This window comes from Streptococcus sp. XMC, from assembly GCF_021341835.1.
In the GTDB taxonomy this organism is placed as follows: Bacteria; Bacillota; Bacilli; order Lactobacillales; family Streptococcaceae; genus Streptococcus.
In genome coordinates this window covers 138,987-158,269 of record NZ_JAJTNQ010000003.1, presented here as the reverse complement: position 1 = coordinate 158,269, position 19,283 = coordinate 138,987, and the positions used below count along the sequence as shown (strand labels likewise).

Below are 19,283 nucleotides of genomic sequence, written 5' to 3'. Positions count from 1 at the left end.
AACCGATGACTCTTACAAACCTATTTTTTGGGCTAGCCTTAGGGATTAGTCTATTCTTTGCGGTGTGCTTCGGTGCATTATTCATTGCCTACTTGGTCATCTACCATCGGGTAAACAAAAACTTTAAGGCGGTGGACCATGATTAGTCAAATTTTAATGATTTTCACCTTGATTTCTATCTGGTTGTCTCTAGCCTGGGGCTTGGTGATCTTGATTTCAGCGGTTCAATTCTGGTTGAAACACAGTGATTTCCGTGTGGATACAAGCCCGCTTCTCTATTATCCTAAAGTAACTATCGTGGTACCTGCCTACAATGAAGATGTGGTGATTGCTCAAACTGCTAAGGCGATTTTGGATATGAATTACCCTCATGATCGTGTGGAGTTGCTTCTATTTGCAGATAACTGCTCGGATCGTACCTATGAGGAGTGTTTGGCCGTCAAAGCCCTTCCGGAATACGCTGGCCGAGACGTAACCATTATTGATCGTACTGGTACAGGTGGGAAAGCTGGAGTCTTGAACGATGCCTTGAAGATGGCGACAGGGGATTATATCTGTGTCTATGATGCGGATGCCATGCCTGAGAAAAATGCTCTTTATTTCTTGGTCAAGGAAGTTCTTAAAGATCCAGAACGCCATGTGGCTTCATTTGGACGCAACAAGACGAGAAATGCCAACCAGAACTTCTTGACGCGTTGTATCAACCAAGAAATCGTCGTGACCCAACGGGTTCATCACGTCGGGATGTGGAATCTCTTCAAAATCGGACGGATTCCAGGGACCAACTTTATTATCCAAACAGAATTTGTCAAAAGTATCGGTGGTTGGAAGAATGGTGCCTTGACGGAAGATACGGATATTTCCTTCAAGATTATGCAAAGCGGAAAACTGATCGCCTTGGCCTACAACTCGGAAGCCTTCCAACAAGAGCCAGAGACCCTAAAAACCTACTACATGCAACGGAAACGTTGGGCAAAAGGGAACTACGAGGTTGTACTTTCCAACTTTAAACACTTATTCGGGAAAGGGAACTGGCGTGTTAAGTTAGAAGTCTTTAACTATTCTTGTATCTTCTTTTGGTTTAACTTTGCCATTGTTCTTTCTGATTTGATTTTCTTTGCCAACGTCCTTGCCATGTTTATCCATCTCTTCGCCCCAGGCGTACAGATTCCCTTTGCTTTTGACTCGGAAAATATCTACATTGCCCAATTGATGCTCTTTAACTGGGTGCTAATGATTGGTTTGTATTTGTTGCAAATCAACATTGCCATGGCTTCTCAGTTTGGTCAGGCGACGGTGAAACAGATTTGGTTGGCCCTAGCAGCCTACTTTAGCTATTCCCAACTCTTTATCATTGTTTCGATCGATTCCATTTCATCCATCATCATGGATAAATTGCTTCACCGTGAAGGAACCAAGTGGGTGAAAACGAAACGGTTTGCTGGTTAGGAGGACTTATGAGATCAAAAAAAATGAAATATTTATGGTTTGTGGTCATCCTGGCAGTCTTTTGTTTGACCCTCTTCTTAGCTCGGACAAGAAGTAAGGTAGAGATGCGGAACCGCCTCTATCGTCAATGGACGGAACACTACCTCGTGACGGATGGGAAGCAATCCTATGTTCGTACGACCAATAGCGACCAAGAAACGGTTGTCTTGTCAGAAGCGCAAGGTTATGGCATGCTGATCACAGTAGAGGCGGCTAAGAAAGACCTTGCCGACCAAAAGGATTTTGACCGTCTGTATCGTTATTATCAAAACAATCGCTTAGATGATACCCAATTGATGGCTTGGAAACAAACCATCAAAAAAGGGGAGCTTTCATCTGAGCATCAAAATGCGACGGATGGTGATCTATATATAGCCTAGGCCTTGATGGAGGCCGCAAAACAGTGGCCTGAAAAAGGTGAAGGCTATCAACAGCAAGCCAAGGCTATCTTGGACGACATTCTCAAGTACAACTACAATGAGACAACGGGTGTCTTGACCGTTGGGAATTGGGCCAATCAAGATTCCGAATTCTATCACTTGATGAGAACCTCTGATACCCTTCCATCCTTTTTCCAATCCTTCTATGAGTTGACTGGAAATGAACAATGGTTAAGTATTAAAGAGAAGATGTTGGCCCAGCTTGATGCCATCAGTTCGCAAACTAAGACAGGCCTTCTGCCAGACTTTATGTGGGTAGATGAACAAGGGGCGCGTGTAGCGGATCCAGATACTATCGAATCCAAGTATGATGGTGCTTATTCTTACAACGCTTGTCGCCTGCCATACAACTTGGCTCAAAGCCAGGACAAGACCAGTCAAAAATTGGGCAAGAAGATGCTGGACTTCTTTATGAAGCAACGAAATATCTATGCAGGCTATGATCTGAAAGGAAATGCCCTTCATCAGTACCAAGCAGCTAGCTTCATTGCTCCTGTATCTTATGCGGCTGAAAATGGAGATGGCTATCTCAAGTTGGTGCAGCAGAACAAGTTTATCTTTATGCAAGATCTATCAACAGAAAATTATTACGATGCAACCATGACAACTATGATTGCCCTTCAATTGTTCTAATGGATCATCATTTGAAAAACTGAGAACTTTAGGTTCTCAGTTTTGAATGTAGACAAACTATTGTTTTTCATAAAACGGCTAGTTGATTTTCAAAAAAGTGACTTTTATTTTTTAGCCGTTTAAAAAGATTAAAAACTTTCCACAGTGAGAAAAGTGCTAGAAACACTGGTGTTTCTAGCACTCGGGAGTTTTGAGAGTAAAACAGTTTGGGAAACTGTTTTAGCCTGAGCCTAAAAATTGAAAAGCGAAGAGGCTCAAAACTAAGTCATGGAACTTCGTAGAAGGTCGCTGACGTCCGTACTCACCTAAGGGAAGTTTTTCAGAAGATTTTATATTCAATCTGAACTGAGAACTTAGGCTTCTCAGTTTTTTCTTGTCAAAAAATAGCCTGTCTCTCCTCCATAAGGGGAGATTTTGAAAGAAAACATTGGAAATGTTCGGAAAATTTACTGTATTTTTCTTTCATAAGCAGAATTCTTTTATTATCAAAGGATTTTATATATAATATTGGATACAAAGGACGGAGAGAAATATGTATCAAGTAATTGAAATGTATGGGGATTATGAACCCTGGTGGTTTTTAGAAGATTGGGAGAAGGACATTGTCACTAGTCAGAGTTTTGATGACTATTATGAAGCCCTAAAATACTACAAACGCCAATGGTTACTTTTAAGAGAGCAATCTCCATTATTTAAAAGTAGAAGTGATTTAATGACGATTTTTTGGGATCCTGAGGATCAGCGCTGGTGTGAAGAGTGTGCGGAATACGTGCAACAATATCATTCAGTTGCTTTATTAGAAAACGATCAGAAGATTCCGAGAAGCAAGCGTCGTCCAGGTTACGAAAAAGAGAATGCCCACACGGCTCATCGCTCTTGTAAGCTAGACTACGAGAGCAATAATCTATAGGAAGAGAAATTCAATATGCAGTTGAGTTTCTTTTTTTTGCTCTTTTTTCTAAATCCAGCGCTAGTTGGCCAATTAATTGCGAATTATATAGTGAAAGGAGGAAATATGGTTCAAGAAATTGCACAATCCATAATTCGAATGGCATCGAATGCCGAAGCTCAGGATATTTATTTTGTTCCTCGAGCGTCAGATTATCAGCTCTTTCTAAGGGTTGGGGATGAGCGACGCTTTGTCGAGACCTATTCGCAAGAACAAATGGTAGCGGTCATCAGCCATTTTAAGTTTATGGCAGGGATGAATGTGGGGGAAAGGCGCCGGAGTCAATTGGGATCCTGTGACTATTCTCTAGGGGATAAGGTCTTGTCCTTACGCTTGTCTACTGTGGGAGACTATAGGGGATATGAGAGTTTGGTTATTCGCCTGCTCCATAATGAGGACCGAGAGCTCCGTTTCTGGTTTGACCAACTTCAAAAGCTAGAAGAGAAGGTGAGTAAGCGGGGGCTCTACTTATTTGCGGGTCCAGTCGGATCGGGGAAGACGACACTGATGCATGCCCTGGCCAAGAAGAAATTTTCGGGGCAACAAGTCATGTCGATTGAAGATCCGGTAGAAATTAAGCAAGAAGAGATGCTGCAACTACAACTCAATGAAGCGATTGGCATGACCTATGATAGCTTGATTAAACTGTCTCTGCGTCATCGCCCGGATCTCCTCCTCATCGGAGAAATCCGTGACACGGAGACAGCTCGCGCGGTTATTCGGGCTAGTCTGACAGGTGTGACGGTCTTTTCCACCATCCATGCCAAGAGCATTCCTGGGGTCTACGAACGCCTATTGGAGTTGGGGGTGAGTGAGGAGGAGTTACGGATTGTCCTTCAAGGGATCTGTTACCAGCGTTTGATAAAGGGAGGAGGTGTCACTGATTTTGTCATCCAAGATTACCAAAACCACTCCAGTCAAAAGTGGAACCAGCAAATGGATGCGCTTTATGAAGCGGGACATATTGAGCTGGATCAGGCGCAAGCCGAAAAAATTATCGATTGCTAAGCAAGAACATGTCATTGAGCTCTTTCACAATCTCTACAGCAGTGGCTTTCATTTATCTGAGGTCATCGACTTTCTTCGGCGCAGTCAATTGGTAGAAGCCAATTTTGTTGAAAGAATGCAAGTTGGACTAGCCAACGGAAAGCCCCTGTCAGCCATTCTCTCTGATCTAGGTTTCTCCGATCAGGTAACGACTCAATTAGCACTAGCGGAGCAGCATGGAAATGTCACCTTAAGTTTGGAAAAAATCCGTAGCTACCTGGAAAATTTGGCCCAGGTTCGAAAGAAACTAGTTGAGGTGGCGACCTATCCCGTACTCTTGCTGGGATTTTTGATCTTGATTATGCTAGGGCTGAAAAATTATCTCTTGCCTCAGTTGGAGAGTCAAAATGGAGCGACACGACTGATCAGTGTCTTTCCCCAGTATGTTTTGTTAGGGAGTGTGGTGCTGACGATTGGAGTTTTGATGCTCCTTTTCCTAGGCCGTCGTGCCAAGCGACTGGCCCTGGTTTCATATTTGGCTAGACTTCCTTTTCTTCGCCCCTTCCTACAGGATTATCTGACAGCTTTTTATGCTCGAGAATGGGGAAGTATGATTGCCCAAGGGTTGGAGCTGAATCAAATTTTTCCTGTGATGCAGGGGCAACGTTCCCGTCTCTTTCGAGAGATTGGACAGGATTTAGAACGGGCATTGGCTCGTGGCAGGTCTTTTTCTGACCATATTCAGACCTATCCTTTCTTTAAACGAGAGCTGGCCCTCATGATTGAATATGGGGAGGCTAAGTCCAAGCTCGGTAGTGAGCTGGAGATCTATGCAGACAAGACTTGGGCAGGCTTTTTCCATCGTTTGAACAAGGCCATGAATGTCGTCCAACCACTGGTCTTTGTCTTTGTTGCTCTTATGATTGTTTTGCTCTATGCAGCCATGTTGCTGCCGATTTATGAAAATTTGGAGGTTCCTTTATGAAATCATTGCGCACACTCAAGGTAAAAGCTTTTACTCTGATTGAAATGTTAGTTGTTTTGCTCATTATCAGCGTTCTTCTCTTGCTCTTTGTTCCGAACTTGACCAAGCAGAAAGATTCGGTAACAGATACAGGAAATCGAGCAGTCGTTAAAGTCGTGGAGAGCCAGGCTGAGCTCTATGAACTCAATCATCAGAATGAAAAAGCTAGTCTTTCTAAGCTTGTCGCAGAAGGACAAATCACTCAAAAACAAGCAGAAGCCTACCGTGCTCACTATGTGAAGAATGCAGGTGATCACCGTGCGGTTGCAGATTAAGGCTTTCACCCTTCTAGAGAGCTTACTAACTCTAGGTATCGTCAGCCTTCTATGTTGGCTGCTAGCTGGGTCAGTCCATCAAGCCTTTGGGCAGGTGGAAGAAACATTGTTTTTCTCGGAATTCGAACGGGTCTATCAGGAGACGCAAAAGATGAGTATTGCAAAAGAGGAGAGAGCTCTCCTTTCCATCGACCACGGTGGGGTTCATAGTCCCTATCAAGAATTACCGCTTCCAAAAGGGGTGGAAGTGGTCAGAGAGAAGCAACTGACCTTTGATCCAGCAGGAGGCAATTCAAGCCTGACCAAGATTCAATTTCAGACAGAGAAAGAGGTGGTGACCTATCAGTTGGCAATTGGGAATGGAAAAATTAAAAAATCGACGGCTCCCCGCTAGTCTCTTGTTAGAAGGACTGATTGCTCTAGCGATGTTTGGTGTCCTCACGACCCTTGTGCTGGGAGAGCTAGGGGACTCGCGACAGCAGCGCTTAGAAGAGTTGAGACAAGGAGAAGTCTTGCGAGTCGCAAAAATGGCGATCCAGACCAGGCAGGATCAATTGAGCATCAATCAGGTCAGTGTCCAGGTGGAGAGGTCTGCCAAGTCCTTAAAGGTCTATCATGAAGGAAAGGTTGTGATTGCTGTTGAAAAGAACTAAACTGCCAGCCTTTACTTTACTGGAGGCCTTGGTTGCCCTGCTCGTCATTAGCGGTGGTTTATTGGTGTTTCAAGGATTGACAAGCCTCTTGCGTCAAGAACTCCAGTACCAAAGTCACATCAAGCAAGAGGAATGGTTACTCTTTCAGGATCAGCTGGACATTGAATTGTCTCGTAGTCAATTTGAAGAGGTCAGAGACAACAAACTCTACCTTGTTCAGGATCAAAAACCCATAGCCATTGGACTGGCTAAGGGGGGAGATATCCGAAAGACAGATGCGACTGGCCGCGGCTATCAACCGATGATAGATGGAGTTGAATCCGCCTGGATTGAAAAAAGAGGGGATCTGGTGTCTATTCAACTGCGCTTTGAAGAAGGGTTAGAAAGGGAGGTGGTCTACCGTGTGGTGGAAAAGGATAAAAAAGAAGCAGATTGAGGCCGGGATCCTTCTTTATGCCCTTTTTATGTCGGCGGTTTTTAGTCTCTTGCTTCAGTTTTACCTGAACAGACAAGTGGCAGAGAGACGGATCCTCCTTGCTAGTCAGCACCGGATCCAGGCTTATGCGCAAGCTCAATTGGCGATTGATACTTGGGATCGGGAAGAAAAAAACATGACCTTCTCAACTGGCCGAGTCGATTTGGAAGAAAAATTGGGCTTTGCCAACGTAACGAGTCACTTACAAGATGGGGGAAGCTACCATTTCACCTTTGCTCTACCTCCTCGGGAAAAGAAAAAAACCGACAAGAAGGAGAAGGAGAAGCAGACTCCAGATTCGGCTACAGATCACTCGACCACAACAGAGAAAGAGAAGCCTCAGACCTTCGAAAAGCATAGCGAAAACTCTTAAAATTTGATATGATTAAGAGATGGAGGAAAGCATGAATTTCGAAAAAATTGAGAAAGCCTACGGCTACCTATTAGAGAATACCCAAACTATCCAAAATGATTTGCAGACCAACTTTTATGATGCTCTAGTGGAGCAGAATGCTATCTATCTGGATGGGCAAACAGAGTTGACTCTAGTGAAGGAAAACAACCAGCACCTGAAGGACTTGAACTTGAGCAAGGAAGAGTGGCGTCGTTCCTTCCAGTATCTTTTGATGAAGGCTGCCCAAACAGAGCCTCTACAGGCCAATCACCAATTTACGCCAGATGGGATTGGATTTCTTCTGGTCTTTCTAGTGGATCAGTTGGCTAGTTCCGATCAAGTAGATGTGCTAGAAATTGGGAGTGGAACAGGGAACTTAGCCCAAACCTTGATGAACAACTGTCAGCGTTCCTTAGATTATTTGGGCTTGGAAATTGATGATCTCTTGATTGACCTTGCGGCTAGTATGGCAGAAGTGATGAAGGCGGATGTGAATTTTGCCCAAGGTGATGCCGTTCGTCCACAAGTTTTGAAAGAGAGCGATGTGATTATCAGCGATTTACCTGTCGGTTATTATCCAGATGATGCCATTGCGAGTCGTTACCAGGTCGCTTCCCCTCAGGGGCACACCTACGCCCATCATTTATTGATCGAACAATCGCTAAAATACTTAAAACCAGGTGGCGTCGCTATTTTTCTAGCTCCGAATGATCTTTTGACAAGCGAGCAGAGTCCTCTGTTGAAAAAATGGATGCAGGATCATGCTCAGGTCTTGGCCATGGTGACCTTGCCAGAGAACCTCTTTCGATCAGCCAATCTAGCAAAAACCATCTTTGTTTTCCGCAAGCAAGAAGAAGCGGTGGTCCAACCATTTGTTTATCCCTTGACCGATTTGCAAGATCAGGAAGACCTCATGAAATTCCGTGAAAGTTTTCAAAACTGGAATAAAGAAAGTGAAATTTAAACAAAATTTTGCTATAATAGGAGTGAAAACGCTTAAAGAGGTAAAAAAATGACGAAAACAATTGCAATTAATGCAGGTAGTTCAAGTTTGAAATGGCAATTATACCAAATGCCAGAAGAAACAGTTTTGGCAAAAGGGCTCATTGAGAGAATTGGACTTAAAGATTCCATTTCGACAGTAAAATTCGATGGTCGAGCAGAAAAACAGGTTTTAGATATTGAGAACCACACACAAGCGGTTAAAATCCTTCTCGATGATTTGATTCGTTTTAATATTATTGCTTCCTACGATGAAATCACTGGAGTAGGGCACCGTGTCGTTGCAGGTGGTGAGTACTTCAAAGAGTCTGCTCTTGTAGATGAAGAAGTCATTCAAAAGGTTGAGGAACTTTCTTTGTTGGCTCCATTGCACAACCCTGCCAATGCTGCTGGGATCCGTGCCTTTAAAGAATTGTTACCAGATATTACCAGTGTTGTTGTATTTGATACCTCTTTCCATACAACAATGCCTGAAAAAGCTTATCGTTACCCTCTTCCAACTAAGTACTATACAGAAAACAAGGTACGTAAGTATGGAGCTCACGGGACCAGCCATGAGTATGTAGCCCACGAAGCAGCAAAGCTTCTTGGAAAACCAATCGAAGAGTTGAAATTAATCACCTGTCACATTGGGAATGGGGCTTCTATCACAGCGGTAGACAAAGGGATTTCTGTCGATACGTCTATGGGCTTCACACCACTTGGTGGCATCATGATGGGAACACGTACAGGGGATATTGACCCTGCCATTATTCCTTACTTGATGGAGCACACAGAAGATTTCAATAATCCAGAAGATATCAGTCGTATTTTGAACCGTGAATCTGGTCTTCTAGGGGTGTCTGAACTTTCTAGCGATATGCGTGATATCCACGAAGCCATGCGCAATGGGAATGACAAGGCACTTTTGGCCAACGACATTTTTGTTGACCGTATTAAGAAATACATCGGTCAATACTTTGCTGTCTTGAATGGAGCAGACGCTATCATCTTCACAGCTGGTATCGGGGAAAATTCTAAAACAATCCGTGAACAAGTCATTAACGGGATGACTTGGTTTGGTTGTGAGCTTGATCCAGAAAAGAATGTCTTTGGTGCAGAAGGAGATATTTCAACAGCGGATGCTAAAGTGAGAGTCTTGGTCATCCCTACGGACGAAGAATTAGTCATTGCCCGTGATGTTGAACGCTTTAAAAACAAGGGATAAGACTTTTATTCTAAAGAGAGAAGAGGCTGATTTGAAGCGCCTCTTTTTTCTATTGTATGACTCCTACTTGGGCTTGCTCCAGTAGCTCATCTATGCTATACTAGAAAAATAGTTTGATAATCGAGGTAAAATAATGAAAAATTGGATGGAGAAAAAATGGGTTTCAAATGGTCTGTGGTTACTAATTGGATTACCGTTATTTATAGCGACTCAACTACCCATGATCGCTTTGATCTTGGGGATTAAAAATGCTTGGTCAAATTGGACGATCAATAGTCTAGTCCTTGGGGTTACCATGCTCCTCGTCTATTTGCTTTGGTGGTTTATGAAATGGAGTCCACTTGATTCACTAGATTTTTCACGAATCAAAGGCAGAGATATTGGGCGAAATTTCCTTTATTTTCTCCTGTTGCTGGCCAATAATGCTCTTGGGGTTAACCTTCTTCGGCAGTTGGGAGAGGCGACGACAGCTAACCAAGAGACCATCCAAGGGGTGGCTTCCTTGGCCCCTCAGCTGGCAATGGGTTTGCTCATTGTCGTAGTGGCGCCTTTAGGAGAAGAAATTATTTGTCGAGCTGTGATTCCCCGCTTGATCTTTAAGGGGCACGAAAAAATTGGTTATTTGGTTGGGGCTCTTGTATTTGCCTATTTACACACACCAAGTAATCTTGGCTCCTGGGTCATCTATGGAGGTATGTCTCTCATCTTGACTTGGGTTGCCTACCGCTACAAACGAGTAGAATATTCGATTTTATTGCACTTTACCATGAATGCTTTTGCCTTTCTGATAACTATTCTGGTTTCTTTTCTTCCCGCTTAAAATATGGTAGAATGATAGGACCAATGGGTTTTATTCAGAAGCTTTGGTAAGCTACCAAAGAAGCATCTAGGCGCAGATAGAGACAAACTCGGAGGTTGGAAAGATTCTAACCTCTTTTCTATGCTTGGTTGGCTTTTCTTAGAAAGATGAAGGAAGATATGTCAAAGAGTGAATGGAGACAACTAGGCAAGGATCGGACTCTTCTATGTGGTATCCTCAATGTCACCCCCGACTCCTTTTCAGATGGGGGGCGCTACCAAACGGTAGAAGGAGCTCTCGAGCAAGCTCGAAAGTTAATAGCAGAAGGAGCAAGCATACTGGATATTGGTGGGGAGTCCACACGTCCAGGGAGCCATTTTGTGGAAATTCAGGAAGAAATTCAGCGAGTCGTGCCCGTCATTGAAGCAATTCGAGCAGAGAGTGATATCTTGATTTCGGTTGATACTTGGAAGTCAGAGGTCGCTCGTGCAGCCCTAGCAGCTGGTGCAGACTTGGTCAATGATATCACAGGCTTGCTAGGAGATCCGCAAATGGCGAGGGTGATTGCAGAAGATCAGGCTGGAGCCATTCTTATGTTTAATCCAGTCATGGCTCGTCCTCATCATCCAAGTTCCGTCATTTTTCCGACCTTTGGTTTTGAGCCGGTCTTTTCATCAGAGGAGTTGGCGCAGTTTGAAAGCATTTCTATCCAAGACAGCATGTGGACCTTCTTTGCTAAGAGCATTGAGCGGGCAGAGGAAGCAGGATTGAGTCCGGATCAACTCTTCTTAGATCCTGGTATTGGTTTTGGCTTGACCAAACGGGAAAACCTCCAACTCTTGCAGGACTTAAAAAGCATTCATGCTAAGGGGTATCCAATCTTTTTAGGAGTCTCTCGGAAGCGCTTTGTGGTCAATATTCTGGAGGAAGAGGGATTTGAGACTGACCCTGAAACGAAAGAAGGATTCTATAATCGGGATTTGGCCTCTAGTCATTTGACGAGTGTAGCTGCCAGCCAAGGGGTAGAAATTGTGCGTGTGCATGATATCCCTCTTCATAAGATGGCGGTAGCTATCGGTAGTGCGGTCTACCAAGCCGATCAAGCGCAGGACCTTCATTTGAAACAATATCGCTAAAGAAAAGAGAAGAGATATGACAGTAGATCTCAGTTGGTTAGCCACTTATCGTTCTTCCGAGCCCCATTTTGGCTTGGAGCGAATGGAAGCCCTGCTGGCCTTGAGGGGAAACCCACACTTAGCCTGTCCTGTAATCCATCTAGCTGGGACTAATGGAAAAGGATCGACCCTAGCCCATTTACGGTCTTTACTAGAGGCAAAAGGGTTGCGGGTTGGTGTTTTCTCATCCCCCTATCTAGTTTCCTTTCATGAGCAAATCAGTATCAATGGTCTTCCTATCTCAGATCAGGATTTAGAGACTTATCTGTCCCTCTATCAGGACTTGCTTGCAAAAAACAGTTCTGATCAGACCTTGCTGGGCTTAACCGAGTTCGAGTTGATGACCGTTCTGGCTTTTGATTATTTTGCAGCAGAAAAGCCAGATGTGGTCATTCTGGAAGTGGGCATGGGTGGTCGTCTCGATAGTACCAATGTTTGTCAGCCTATCTTGACAGCCATCACGACGATTGGCCTGGACCATGTGGCTCTCTTAGGTCCGGATTTGGCCTCCATTGCTCGAGAGAAGGCGGGAATCATCAAGGAAAAGATTCCGGTCTTGCTAGGTCGGATGGAACTGGAAGCCCAAGAAGTCATTGTGCAGCGAGCGAACTGCTTATCGGCACCAGTAGAGCTGTTAGGCCAGGACTTTATAGTTAGCTACCAAGCGTCTTTGGTTGATGGGGAAGTTTTTGGCTATCGGAGCCAGTATCGGGAAGAACTGCAACTAAAGACAGGGCTCTTGGGACTTCATCAAGTTGACAATGCTGGGCTGGCCCTGGCTCTCTGCGATATCTTCTGTCAAGAAAAGGGGCTCTCTTTCTTAAGTCGAGAAGAAATCCTCCAAGCTTGGGAAGGGGTCCAGTGGCCGGGACGCCTAGAGGTTATTTCGACCCAGCCCCTCATCATTCTAGATGGCGCCCATAATCCGCATGCAGTGGCCCCTCTTGTAGCCACCATGAAAGAACGGTATGGACAGTTGGACAAACAAGTCTTGTTTACCTGTATCCAGACCAAGGCGATTGAGGAGATGCTGGAACTGTGGAGCGGATTGGAAAAGAGTCAATTAACCTTGACGACCTTTGAGGATTCACGCGCCTATTCCGTGAGAGACATGCAGGAAATAGCCCATCAAAAAGGCCTGCCTTATCAAGAATGGAAGTTGTTTTTAACCCAATATCTAGAAAGAAAATCGCAACAATCTGATCTCCTCTTAGTGACGGGATCCTTGTACTTTTTGGCTCAGGTGAGAGCCTTTCTAATCGAAGAAATCAGTAGGAGATGACATGGATACAAAGAAAATTCAAGAAGCCGTGAAGATGATTATCGACGCAGTCGGTGAAGACGGAAGCCGTGAGGGATTGCAAGAAACACCAGAACGCATTGCCAAGATGTACCAAGAGATTTTTGCAGGTCTCAACCAAACTGCGGAAGTCCACCTATCAAAATCTTTTGAGATTGTGGACAACAATATGGTGGTGGAAAAGGATATCTTCTTCCACTCGATGTGTGAACACCATTTCTTGCCCTTCTATGGCAAGGTTCACATTGCCTATATCCCAAATGGACGCGTAGCAGGACTCTCTAAGTTAGCTCGGACGGTGGAAGTGTACGCCAAAAAGCCTCAAATCCAGGAGCGCTTGACGGTGGAAATCGCGGATGCCTTGATGGAGTATCTGGGGGCGCAGGGAGCCCTTGTCTGGGTGGAAGCAGAGCACATGTGTATGAACATGCGTGGGGTGCGCAAACCAGGGACAGCTACTGTGACGACAGCAGCGCGTGGCTTGTTAGAGACAGATAAAGACTTGAAAAACGAAGCCTATAAACTAATGGGACACTAATCCCTAGATAAACTGAGGTGACGATGGTGGATCAATTACGGATCAAAGATTTGGAAATTTATGCTTATCATGGTGTGTTTTCCGCTGAAAAGGAATTGGGACAGCGCTTTGTCTTGGATGTCTGTGTCGATTATGAGATGACCCGGGCTGCTCGGACGGGCGATTTGACGGCTTCGATCCATTATGGAATCTTAGCAGAGCAACTGACAGACTGGGTTCAAGCTGAGAAAATTGATTTGATTGAGACAGTAGCTTTTCAGCTTGTGGAGAAGATTTTTGCGACCTATGACTTTGTCAAAAAGGTTCGACTTGAGCTGAAAAAACCTTGGGCGCCAGTTCCTCTACCTTTGGATACTTGTTCGGTCACGATTGAACGAGAAAAAAGACGAGCCTTTATTGGTCTGGGAACCAATATGGGCGATAAGGGACAACAGTTGGCGACGGCTGTATCTAGACTAGAAGAAAAGGGGATCACGATTCTCCAAACCTCTTCTCAGATTGAGACAGCACCTTGGGGAGGGGTCGAGCAGGATAGCTTCCTCAACCAAGTCGTAGAGGTCGAAACTTGGTTTACGCCCCAAGACTTGATTGAGACCTTGCTAGGAATCGAACTAGAAATGGGCCGGGTCCGTGAGATCAAATGGGGACCACGGGTCATCGATTTGGATCTTCTTTATATGGAGGATTTGATCCTCTATAGTCCAGATTTGATTCTCCCTCATCCGTATGTGGCAGAACGGGCATTTGTCCTAGAATCCTTAAATGAAATTGCTCCTTACTTTGTGGATCCTGTCCAAAGAAAACAGATCCGACAACTGTGGGAGGCTGTGAAAGAAACATAGGGTAGTTGATCCAATGGTCAACTACTTTTTTTACCTTGACAGGTTAATTGAGCAGGAGTATACTATGCATAAATAGATTAGGAGTAGGAGGGTGTCATGAAATCTTATCTTGTAAAATGGTTGATCGCGATTGTCTTGGCTGTTCTTTTCCTTTGGTTGAGTTTGGAAACGAACTTACTGCCAAAAGAAGTGTATCCCATTCTCCTTGTCCCGATACTGATTGTGGGTCTCTATCTTTTTAAGGAGAGGTAACTCTCCATCCAATTAGACTATGAAAAATCCCCTGGGTGCCAACTGGTTCAAGCACTCAGGGGATTTTTTCTATATGGAGCTAGGACCAATGATCTAGCCTTGCTTTTCATTATTTGCGGTACAAGCGATCGTATTGGTAAACTGGATCCATGGTCACATGTATGCCCAGTTTGCGAAGAACGTTCTTATCTTCGTCGGTCAACATGACTGTTGAATGGGCTTCGCTCCCTTTCAATCGACCCAATTCTTGCATGGCAAGATTGGCCTCTGGATGGTTCATGGCGGTAATGGCGAGGGCGATGAGGATTTCATTTGAGTGGAGGCGAGGGTTGCGACTGCCCAAGTGGTTGATCTTCAATCCTTGGATTGGTTTGACATACTCTGGCTCAATCAAATTGGTTTCTTTATCAATATGGGCTAATTTCTTGATAGCATTGATGAGAACAGCTGCCGTTGGACCAAACAAGTCAGAAGTCTTACCTGTCACAGTTTCTCCGTTCGGCAATTCTAGTGCCAAGGCAGGTTCACCGGTTTCTTCCTCTTTTTGACGGGCAAGGATGGTGACTTGGCGGTCTTTTGGTGAAATGCCTAAGTCATTCATCAAGAGTTCAATTTTCTTAATAGCTCCGTTTCCGACACGCTCTGCTTTCACATCTAGAATGGTTTGGTAGTAACGGCGGATAATTTCTTGCTTAGAGGCTTCAATCGCTGCGTCATTGTCCACGATGGCAAAGCCGACCATGTTCACACCCATATCTGTTGGGGAAGCGTAAGGAGATTCTCCGAGGATGCGTTCCAACATCCGTTTCAAGACAGGGAAGATTTCGATATCCCGGTTGTAGTTGACCGTTGTTTCGCCATAGGTTTGGAGGTGGAAGGGGTCAATCATATTGACGTCGTCAAGGTCTGCAGTAGCAGCTTCATAGGCCAAATTCACTGGGTGATGCAAAGGCAGGTTCCAAACTGGGAAGGTTTCAAACTTAGCATAACCGGATTTGATGCCATTCAGTTGGTCATGGTACATATTGGACATACAAGTAGCCAATTTACCAGAACCAGGACCAGGAGCTGTCACGACAACGAGATTGCGGCTAGTCTGAATATAGTCGTTTTTCCCCATTCCCTCAGGAGAAATGATGTGATCCATATCCGTTGGGTAGCCCTTGATTGGGTAGTGGAGGTAAGAGGCGATGCCATTCTTTTCCAACTGTTTACGAAAAACATCTGCGGCTGGTTGACCAGCATACTGAGTGATGACGACAGAACCAACATAGATGCCCAATTCGTTGAATTTATCGATCAAGCGAAAGACCTCTTGGTCATAAGAGATTCCTAGGTCACCACGCGCCTTTGAATGCTCAATGTTATTGGCATTAATAGCGATAACAATCTCCACTTGGTCACGAAGTTCTTGGAGAAGCTTAATTTTGTTATCTGGTTCATAACCAGGAAGGACACGTGCAGCGTGGAAATCTTCCAACATTTTTCCCCCAAACTCTAGGTAGAGCTTGCCATCAAATTGGTTGATGCGCTCGAGGATGTGATCGCGTTGCAAATTCAAATACTTTTCGGAACTAAAAGCTTGTTTCTTCATTTAAACCTCCAATAAAGAAGCGAGGGTGATCTTTAGCGGTACTCCGCCTTTCATATAAGGAAAGGGGAGTACAAAAGAACACCCGTTGCAATATTCATTCAGTATTATATCAAAAAAACCCCCAGATGGGGGTTTAAAACAATTATTTTGAGAAAAATATTAATAATTCTTAATTAAATCAACCGTTGAACGATCCAATTTTTGAACCAAGGCTTGAAGGAAGGCTTGGGCTTGAAGGAAGTCATCCATAGCGTAGAGGGTTTGGTGAGAGTGGATGTAGCGCGCGCAGACTCCGATGGTTGTAGATGGCACTCCACCACTTCGTAAGTGGGCCACTCCAGCATCCGTTCCGCCTTTTCCACAGTAGTATTGGTACTTGATACCCGCTTCTTCAGCAGTGGTTAGGAGAAAGTCCTTCATATTTGGCAACATGAGGTGACCTGGGTCAAAGAAACGAAGGAGGGTACCCTCGCCGATAGCTCCTTGCCCTCCGTAGACATCTGCAGCTGGAGAACAGTCAACAGCCAGGAAGATTTCTGGATCAAACTTGGTCACAGAAGTCCCTGCACCACGCAGTCCGACTTCTTCTTGGACAGTCGCTCCGACATATAGTTCGTTTGCTAGGGCTTGTCCAGAGAGGGCTTGTGCCAATTCGCTGACCATCAAGACCCCATAACGGTTGTCCCAAGCTTTGGAAATGATGTTTTTTTGATTGGCTGTTAAGATTGCAGTGCTTTCAGGGACCAAGGTGTCGCCTGGACGGATCCCAAAGCTCTCAGCTTCTTCTTTGTTGGCAAAGCCACCATCAAAGACAATATCCCCGATTGCTGGAAGGGCAGGACCGTTTGCGCCCCGTGTCAAATGCGGAGGAACAGATCCAGAAATGACAGGGTAGGAATGGCCATCGCGGGTCAAAAGGGTGAAACGTTGGCTGCTGACCACCATAGGGTTCCAACCACCGATTTCCACCACGCGGAAGGTGCCGTCTGCCTTGATCTCACTGATCATAAAGCCAACTTCATCCATATGGCCTGCGACCATGATGCGAGGAGCATCAGCCACTTCTGAGTGGCGTACCCCAAAAATACTTCCCAAGCCGTCTGTGACCACTTCATCCACATGTGGAGTGATCTGTTTGCGTAGATAATCGCGAACAGGCGCTTCGTGGCCAGAGATGGCAGGAAGTTCTGTTACTTCTTTGATTTTAGAAAATAAATCAGTCATAAGTTACCTTCTTTCTGATTGTTATTTTATCACTTTTTTAGTCGAGATGGTAGTGGCAGTTGACGGGAATGAAAGCAGATCGTCATGATGGGGAGAACTATTCTCCTTCGTTGTCCCAGCTTGTATTTTGTGTTACAATATGAGGTATGAAAGCTAAAAAAATCATTTTATCCAGCCTTGCAGCAGCTAGTGCAAGTGCTCTTGCCCTTGGGGCCTATAAAATTGTCAAAGATCAAAAACGTCTGCGGACGCAAGAAGAGTTAGTCGCAGAAGTCCGTGAGCAAATGGAGAATATGGGGAAGATTGCGACCCTTTATGTGGAGCTCTATGAATCAAGCGAAGAGCGTCTGGTAGGAGGGCTCATTTTTGAAGATGAGCGCCACTATCGCTTTGTCTATGAAGAGGGCCTCCTTCACTATGAAGAGGAAAAACTATGATTATTCCACAGTCTTTAGAGGAGTTAGCTAGCTACGTCGAGCAAGAAGGAAAGAAGGTTTTCTTCTTTTCAGCGGATTGGTGTGGTGATTGTCGGTATATCCAGCCCTTTTTGCCAGAGATTGAAGCAGAAAACCCTGAATTTACCTTCATTTTGGTCGACCGAGACCAGTATCTAGATCTGGCTAAGCTTTGGGATATTTATGGTATTCCAAGTTTGGTGGTCCTAGACAAGGATCGGGAACTGGGGCGTTTCGTCAATCGTGATCGCAAAACCAAGGCTCAGATTTCAGAATTTTTAGCAGGATTGAAGTAGGAGAAAGAGAAAGAATGATTGTAACCTATAATAAAGAACAAGTCGGAGATGTCTTGATGCTTACCTTGAAAAACAGTGGGGATGCCAAGTTAGCAGTAGAGCGCAAAGGCAAAGTAGCCCGTGTCTACCGTGAAGACAAGCAAGAAACCGTAGCCTGGAATATTTTTGAGGCTTCTACTTTCTTTGCCCTTGAAGGCAAGGGGCAAATTTTCTTGAGTGATGAGCAGGTTGCACGCCTCAATCAAGAATTACAAGCTGAAGGATTTGCAGAGGTCTTGGTCAATGACAAGGAGCCTAAGTTTGTCGTGGGGCAAATCGTAGAAATGGTGGCTCATCCAGATAGTGACCACCTCAACATTTGCCAAGTGGCTGTCGGACCAGACAAGACAGTTCAAATCGTAGCAGGTGCGCCAAATGCCCGTGAAGGTCTCAAGACGATCGTAGCTCTTCCAGGTGCTATGATGCCAGATGGCAGCTTGATTTTCCCAGGAGCCCTTCGTGGAGAAAAGAGCTTCGGTATGATGTGTAGTCCACGCGAATTGCACTTGCCAAATGCTCCACAAAAACGTGGTATTATTGAATTGCAAGATACAGAAGAGGTGGGAACTCCGTTTGACCCTGCCCGTCACTGGCAAGGATAAGAGAGTAGGACAGAAATCGGTAATTCGTTAGAATTCGATTTCGTTATCCCACCTCCGCACAGTTGAGTAGGGCTGTAAAAACTGATGAAATCAGCGTAGTAGAGCCCATTCACCACTGTGCCTTGCTCGATAATCCAAAGACAATTGAGAGGCTAGGACTTTTGTCCCAGCTTCTTTTTTATTTTCTTTCTCCAAATGGCTAAAAAACTACGAATTATATAAGTAGGAGGAAGAAATATGTACAATAAAGTAATTTTAATCGGTCGCCTAGTGGCTGACCCGGAGCTTCATAAGACCAGTACGGACAAGTCCGTTGCGCGTGCGACCCTGGCTGTCAATCGTCGTTACAAGGATCAAAATGGCGAGCGGGAGGCGGACTTTATCACTCTCGTGGTCTGGGGGAAATTAGCAGAGACCCTTGTCTCCTATGCCAATAAAGGGAGCTTGCTCTCTGTGGATGGTGAGCTTCGAACCAGACGCTATGAGAAGAATGGGACAACCCAATATGTGACAGAGGTACTCTGTCAAGGCTTCCAGCTCTTAGAAAGTCGTGCTCAACGAGCGATGCGGGCTAATGGAGCAGGAGGAGATTTAGCGGATCTCATCCTGGAAGAGGAAGAACTTCCATTTTAACAGAAGA

The 19,283-nt window shown here is 44.8% G+C and carries 24 protein-coding genes and 1 pseudogene; 23 read left to right on the top strand and 2 right to left on the bottom strand.

The features are described from left to right. The first annotated feature begins 5 nt into the window (after positions 1-5). From LXO72_RS07315 to LXO72_RS07225, 19 genes and pseudogenes are all read left to right on the top strand, one after another. Entirely contained in the window at positions 6-146 is a 141-nt protein-coding gene (locus LXO72_RS07315) for a hypothetical protein (RefSeq protein ID WP_233331965.1), read from the top strand. Continuing rightward, complete coding sequence (locus tag LXO72_RS07310) at positions 139-1,449, top strand: glycosyltransferase family 2 protein (protein WP_233331964.1); 1,311 nt, start codon at positions 139-141, stop codon at positions 1,447-1,449. Before LXO72_RS07315 ends, LXO72_RS07310 begins: the two co-directional genes overlap by 8 nt. Positions 1,450-1,457: 8 nt before the next feature. Then, a pseudogene (locus LXO72_RS07305) lies at positions 1,458-2,561 on the top strand (glycosyl hydrolase family 8). Between the two features lie 532 nt (positions 2,562-3,093). Then, positions 3,094-3,471, top strand: a complete 378-nt coding sequence (locus tag LXO72_RS07300) for a DUF1033 family protein (protein WP_006595139.1) — start codon at positions 3,094-3,096, stop codon at positions 3,469-3,471. 105 nt (positions 3,472-3,576) lie between these two features. Further along, entirely contained in the window at positions 3,577-4,518 is a 942-nt protein-coding gene (gene comGA, locus LXO72_RS07295; protein WP_233331963.1) for a competence type IV pilus ATPase ComGA, read from the top strand. Beyond that, positions 4,460-5,482, top strand: a complete 1,023-nt coding sequence (gene comGB / locus LXO72_RS07290) for a competence type IV pilus assembly protein ComGB (protein WP_233331990.1) — start codon at positions 4,460-4,462, stop codon at positions 5,480-5,482. Before comGA ends, comGB begins: the two co-directional genes overlap by 59 nt. Then, positions 5,479-5,796 carry a competence type IV pilus major pilin ComGC gene (comGC, locus tag LXO72_RS07285; RefSeq protein ID WP_023022076.1) on the top strand — a complete coding sequence of 106 codons (318 nt, stop codon included), beginning with the start codon at positions 5,479-5,481 and terminating at the stop codon, positions 5,794-5,796. Before comGB ends, comGC begins: the two co-directional genes overlap by 4 nt. Beyond that, positions 5,765-6,190, top strand: a complete 426-nt coding sequence (gene comGD, locus LXO72_RS07280; protein ID WP_042507426.1) for a competence type IV pilus minor pilin ComGD — start codon at positions 5,765-5,767, stop codon at positions 6,188-6,190. The genes comGC and comGD overlap by 32 nt, the downstream gene beginning before the upstream one ends. Next, a complete protein-coding gene (gene comGE, locus LXO72_RS07275) occupies positions 6,156-6,449 on the top strand; it encodes a competence type IV pilus minor pilin ComGE (protein WP_006595134.1) in 294 nt (97 codons plus the stop codon). The genes comGD and comGE overlap by 35 nt, the downstream gene beginning before the upstream one ends. Beyond that, complete coding sequence (comGF, locus tag LXO72_RS07270) at positions 6,433-6,885, top strand: competence type IV pilus minor pilin ComGF (protein WP_048717662.1); 453 nt, start codon at positions 6,433-6,435, stop codon at positions 6,883-6,885. The genes comGE and comGF overlap by 17 nt, the downstream gene beginning before the upstream one ends. After that, entirely contained in the window at positions 6,851-7,297 is a 447-nt protein-coding gene (gene comGG / locus LXO72_RS07265) for a competence type IV pilus minor pilin ComGG (protein WP_233331962.1), read from the top strand. Before comGF ends, comGG begins: the two co-directional genes overlap by 35 nt. 31 nt (positions 7,298-7,328) lie before the next feature. Then, entirely contained in the window at positions 7,329-8,282 is a 954-nt protein-coding gene (locus LXO72_RS07260; protein WP_233331961.1) for a class I SAM-dependent methyltransferase, read from the top strand. Positions 8,283-8,330: 48 nt separating this feature from the next. Next, the gene (locus LXO72_RS07255) at positions 8,331-9,527 is read left to right on the top strand and encodes an acetate kinase (RefSeq protein WP_233331960.1); all 1,197 of its coding nucleotides are present in this window, start codon (positions 8,331-8,333) and stop codon (positions 9,525-9,527) included. 133 nt (positions 9,528-9,660) lie between these two features. Then, positions 9,661-10,347: a CPBP family intramembrane glutamic endopeptidase gene (locus LXO72_RS07250; protein WP_233331959.1), complete on the top strand. Its 687-nt coding sequence runs from the start codon at positions 9,661-9,663 to the stop codon at positions 10,345-10,347. A gap of 158 nt (positions 10,348-10,505) precedes the next feature. Further along, positions 10,506-11,462 carry a dihydropteroate synthase gene (folP, locus tag LXO72_RS07245; RefSeq protein ID WP_233331958.1) on the top strand — a complete coding sequence of 319 codons (957 nt, stop codon included), beginning with the start codon at positions 10,506-10,508 and terminating at the stop codon, positions 11,460-11,462. A gap of 16 nt (positions 11,463-11,478) precedes the next feature. Further along, complete coding sequence (locus LXO72_RS07240; RefSeq protein WP_233331957.1) at positions 11,479-12,783, top strand: bifunctional folylpolyglutamate synthase/dihydrofolate synthase; 1,305 nt, start codon at positions 11,479-11,481, stop codon at positions 12,781-12,783. A gap of 1 nt (position 12,784) precedes the next feature. After that, complete coding sequence (folE, locus tag LXO72_RS07235) at positions 12,785-13,339, top strand: GTP cyclohydrolase I FolE (RefSeq protein ID WP_006595126.1); 555 nt, start codon at positions 12,785-12,787, stop codon at positions 13,337-13,339. Between the two features lie 26 nt (positions 13,340-13,365). Then, on the top strand, positions 13,366-14,181 hold the full coding sequence (gene folK / locus LXO72_RS07230; RefSeq protein WP_233331989.1) for a 2-amino-4-hydroxy-6-hydroxymethyldihydropteridine diphosphokinase: 816 nt from the start codon (positions 13,366-13,368) through the stop codon (positions 14,179-14,181). 96 nt (positions 14,182-14,277) lie between these two features. Then, complete coding sequence (locus LXO72_RS07225; RefSeq protein ID WP_233331956.1) at positions 14,278-14,433, top strand: hypothetical protein; 156 nt, start codon at positions 14,278-14,280, stop codon at positions 14,431-14,433. Positions 14,434-14,542: 109 nt separating this feature from the next. On the opposite strand, the gene LXO72_RS07220 is transcribed toward LXO72_RS07225, so the two are convergent. After that, a complete protein-coding gene (locus tag LXO72_RS07220; protein ID WP_233331955.1) occupies positions 14,543-16,027 on the bottom strand; it encodes a DUF1846 domain-containing protein in 1,485 nt (494 codons plus the stop codon). 159 nt (positions 16,028-16,186) lie between these two features. Next, positions 16,187-17,251, bottom strand: a complete 1,065-nt coding sequence (gene pepA, locus LXO72_RS07215) for a glutamyl aminopeptidase (RefSeq protein WP_233331954.1) — start codon at positions 17,249-17,251, stop codon at positions 16,187-16,189. Between the two features lie 146 nt (positions 17,252-17,397). Between pepA and LXO72_RS07210 the strand changes: the two genes are divergently transcribed. The 4 genes from LXO72_RS07210 to LXO72_RS07195 all read left to right on the top strand — a co-directional run bounded on the left by LXO72_RS07210 (position 17,398) and on the right by LXO72_RS07195 (position 19,276). After that, a complete protein-coding gene (locus LXO72_RS07210) occupies positions 17,398-17,688 on the top strand; it encodes a DUF4651 domain-containing protein (RefSeq protein WP_233331953.1) in 291 nt (96 codons plus the stop codon). Next, positions 17,685-18,002, top strand: a complete 318-nt coding sequence (locus LXO72_RS07205; RefSeq protein ID WP_048789487.1) for a thioredoxin family protein — start codon at positions 17,685-17,687, stop codon at positions 18,000-18,002. The genes LXO72_RS07210 and LXO72_RS07205 overlap by 4 nt, the downstream gene beginning before the upstream one ends. A 14-nt stretch (positions 18,003-18,016) precedes the next feature. Then, complete coding sequence (gene ytpR, locus LXO72_RS07200; protein WP_048717533.1) at positions 18,017-18,643, top strand: YtpR family tRNA-binding protein; 627 nt, start codon at positions 18,017-18,019, stop codon at positions 18,641-18,643. A 237-nt stretch (positions 18,644-18,880) separates the two neighbouring features. Continuing rightward, positions 18,881-19,276, top strand: a complete 396-nt coding sequence (locus LXO72_RS07195; RefSeq protein ID WP_006595118.1) for a single-stranded DNA-binding protein — start codon at positions 18,881-18,883, stop codon at positions 19,274-19,276. Positions 19,277-19,283: the final 7 nt, after the last annotated feature.

Bases quoted from the DNA above. Each gene is read 5' to 3' on its own strand.
- pepA (WP_233331954.1), bottom strand. From the start codon at position 17,251: ATGACTGATTTATTTTCTAAAATCAAAGAAGTAACAGAACTTCCTGCC.
- LXO72_RS07255 (WP_233331960.1), top strand. From the start codon at position 8,331: ATGACGAAAACAATTGCAATTAATGCAGGTAGTTCAAGTTTGAAATGG.
- LXO72_RS07250 (WP_233331959.1), top strand. From the start codon at position 9,661: ATGAAAAATTGGATGGAGAAAAAATGGGTTTCAAATGGTCTGTGGTTA.
- folE (WP_006595126.1), top strand. From the start codon at position 12,785: ATGGATACAAAGAAAATTCAAGAAGCCGTGAAGATGATTATCGACGCA.
- comGD (WP_042507426.1), top strand. From the start codon at position 5,765: ATGCAGGTGATCACCGTGCGGTTGCAGATTAAGGCTTTCACCCTTCTA.
- LXO72_RS07195 (WP_006595118.1), top strand. From the start codon at position 18,881: ATGTACAATAAAGTAATTTTAATCGGTCGCCTAGTGGCTGACCCGGAG.
- LXO72_RS07225 (WP_233331956.1), top strand. From the start codon at position 14,278: ATGAAATCTTATCTTGTAAAATGGTTGATCGCGATTGTCTTGGCTGTT.
- folP (WP_233331958.1), top strand. From the start codon at position 10,506: ATGTCAAAGAGTGAATGGAGACAACTAGGCAAGGATCGGACTCTTCTA.
- LXO72_RS07220 (WP_233331955.1), bottom strand. From the start codon at position 16,027: ATGAAGAAACAAGCTTTTAGTTCCGAAAAGTATTTGAATTTGCAACGC.
- comGC (WP_023022076.1), top strand. From the start codon at position 5,479: ATGAAATCATTGCGCACACTCAAGGTAAAAGCTTTTACTCTGATTGAA.
- LXO72_RS07205 (WP_048789487.1), top strand. From the start codon at position 17,685: ATGATTATTCCACAGTCTTTAGAGGAGTTAGCTAGCTACGTCGAGCAA.
- LXO72_RS07310 (WP_233331964.1), top strand. From the start codon at position 139: ATGATTAGTCAAATTTTAATGATTTTCACCTTGATTTCTATCTGGTTG.
- LXO72_RS07210 (WP_233331953.1), top strand. From the start codon at position 17,398: ATGAAAGCTAAAAAAATCATTTTATCCAGCCTTGCAGCAGCTAGTGCA.
- LXO72_RS07240 (WP_233331957.1), top strand. From the start codon at position 11,479: ATGACAGTAGATCTCAGTTGGTTAGCCACTTATCGTTCTTCCGAGCCC.
- comGA (WP_233331963.1), top strand. From the start codon at position 3,577: ATGGTTCAAGAAATTGCACAATCCATAATTCGAATGGCATCGAATGCC.
- LXO72_RS07315 (WP_233331965.1), top strand. From the start codon at position 6: ATGACTCTTACAAACCTATTTTTTGGGCTAGCCTTAGGGATTAGTCTA.
- comGE (WP_006595134.1), top strand. From the start codon at position 6,156: ATGGAAAAATTAAAAAATCGACGGCTCCCCGCTAGTCTCTTGTTAGAA.
- comGB (WP_233331990.1), top strand. From the start codon at position 4,460: ATGAAGCGGGACATATTGAGCTGGATCAGGCGCAAGCCGAAAAAATTA.
- ytpR (WP_048717533.1), top strand. From the start codon at position 18,017: ATGATTGTAACCTATAATAAAGAACAAGTCGGAGATGTCTTGATGCTT.
- LXO72_RS07260 (WP_233331961.1), top strand. From the start codon at position 7,329: ATGAATTTCGAAAAAATTGAGAAAGCCTACGGCTACCTATTAGAGAAT.
- LXO72_RS07300 (WP_006595139.1), top strand. From the start codon at position 3,094: ATGTATCAAGTAATTGAAATGTATGGGGATTATGAACCCTGGTGGTTT.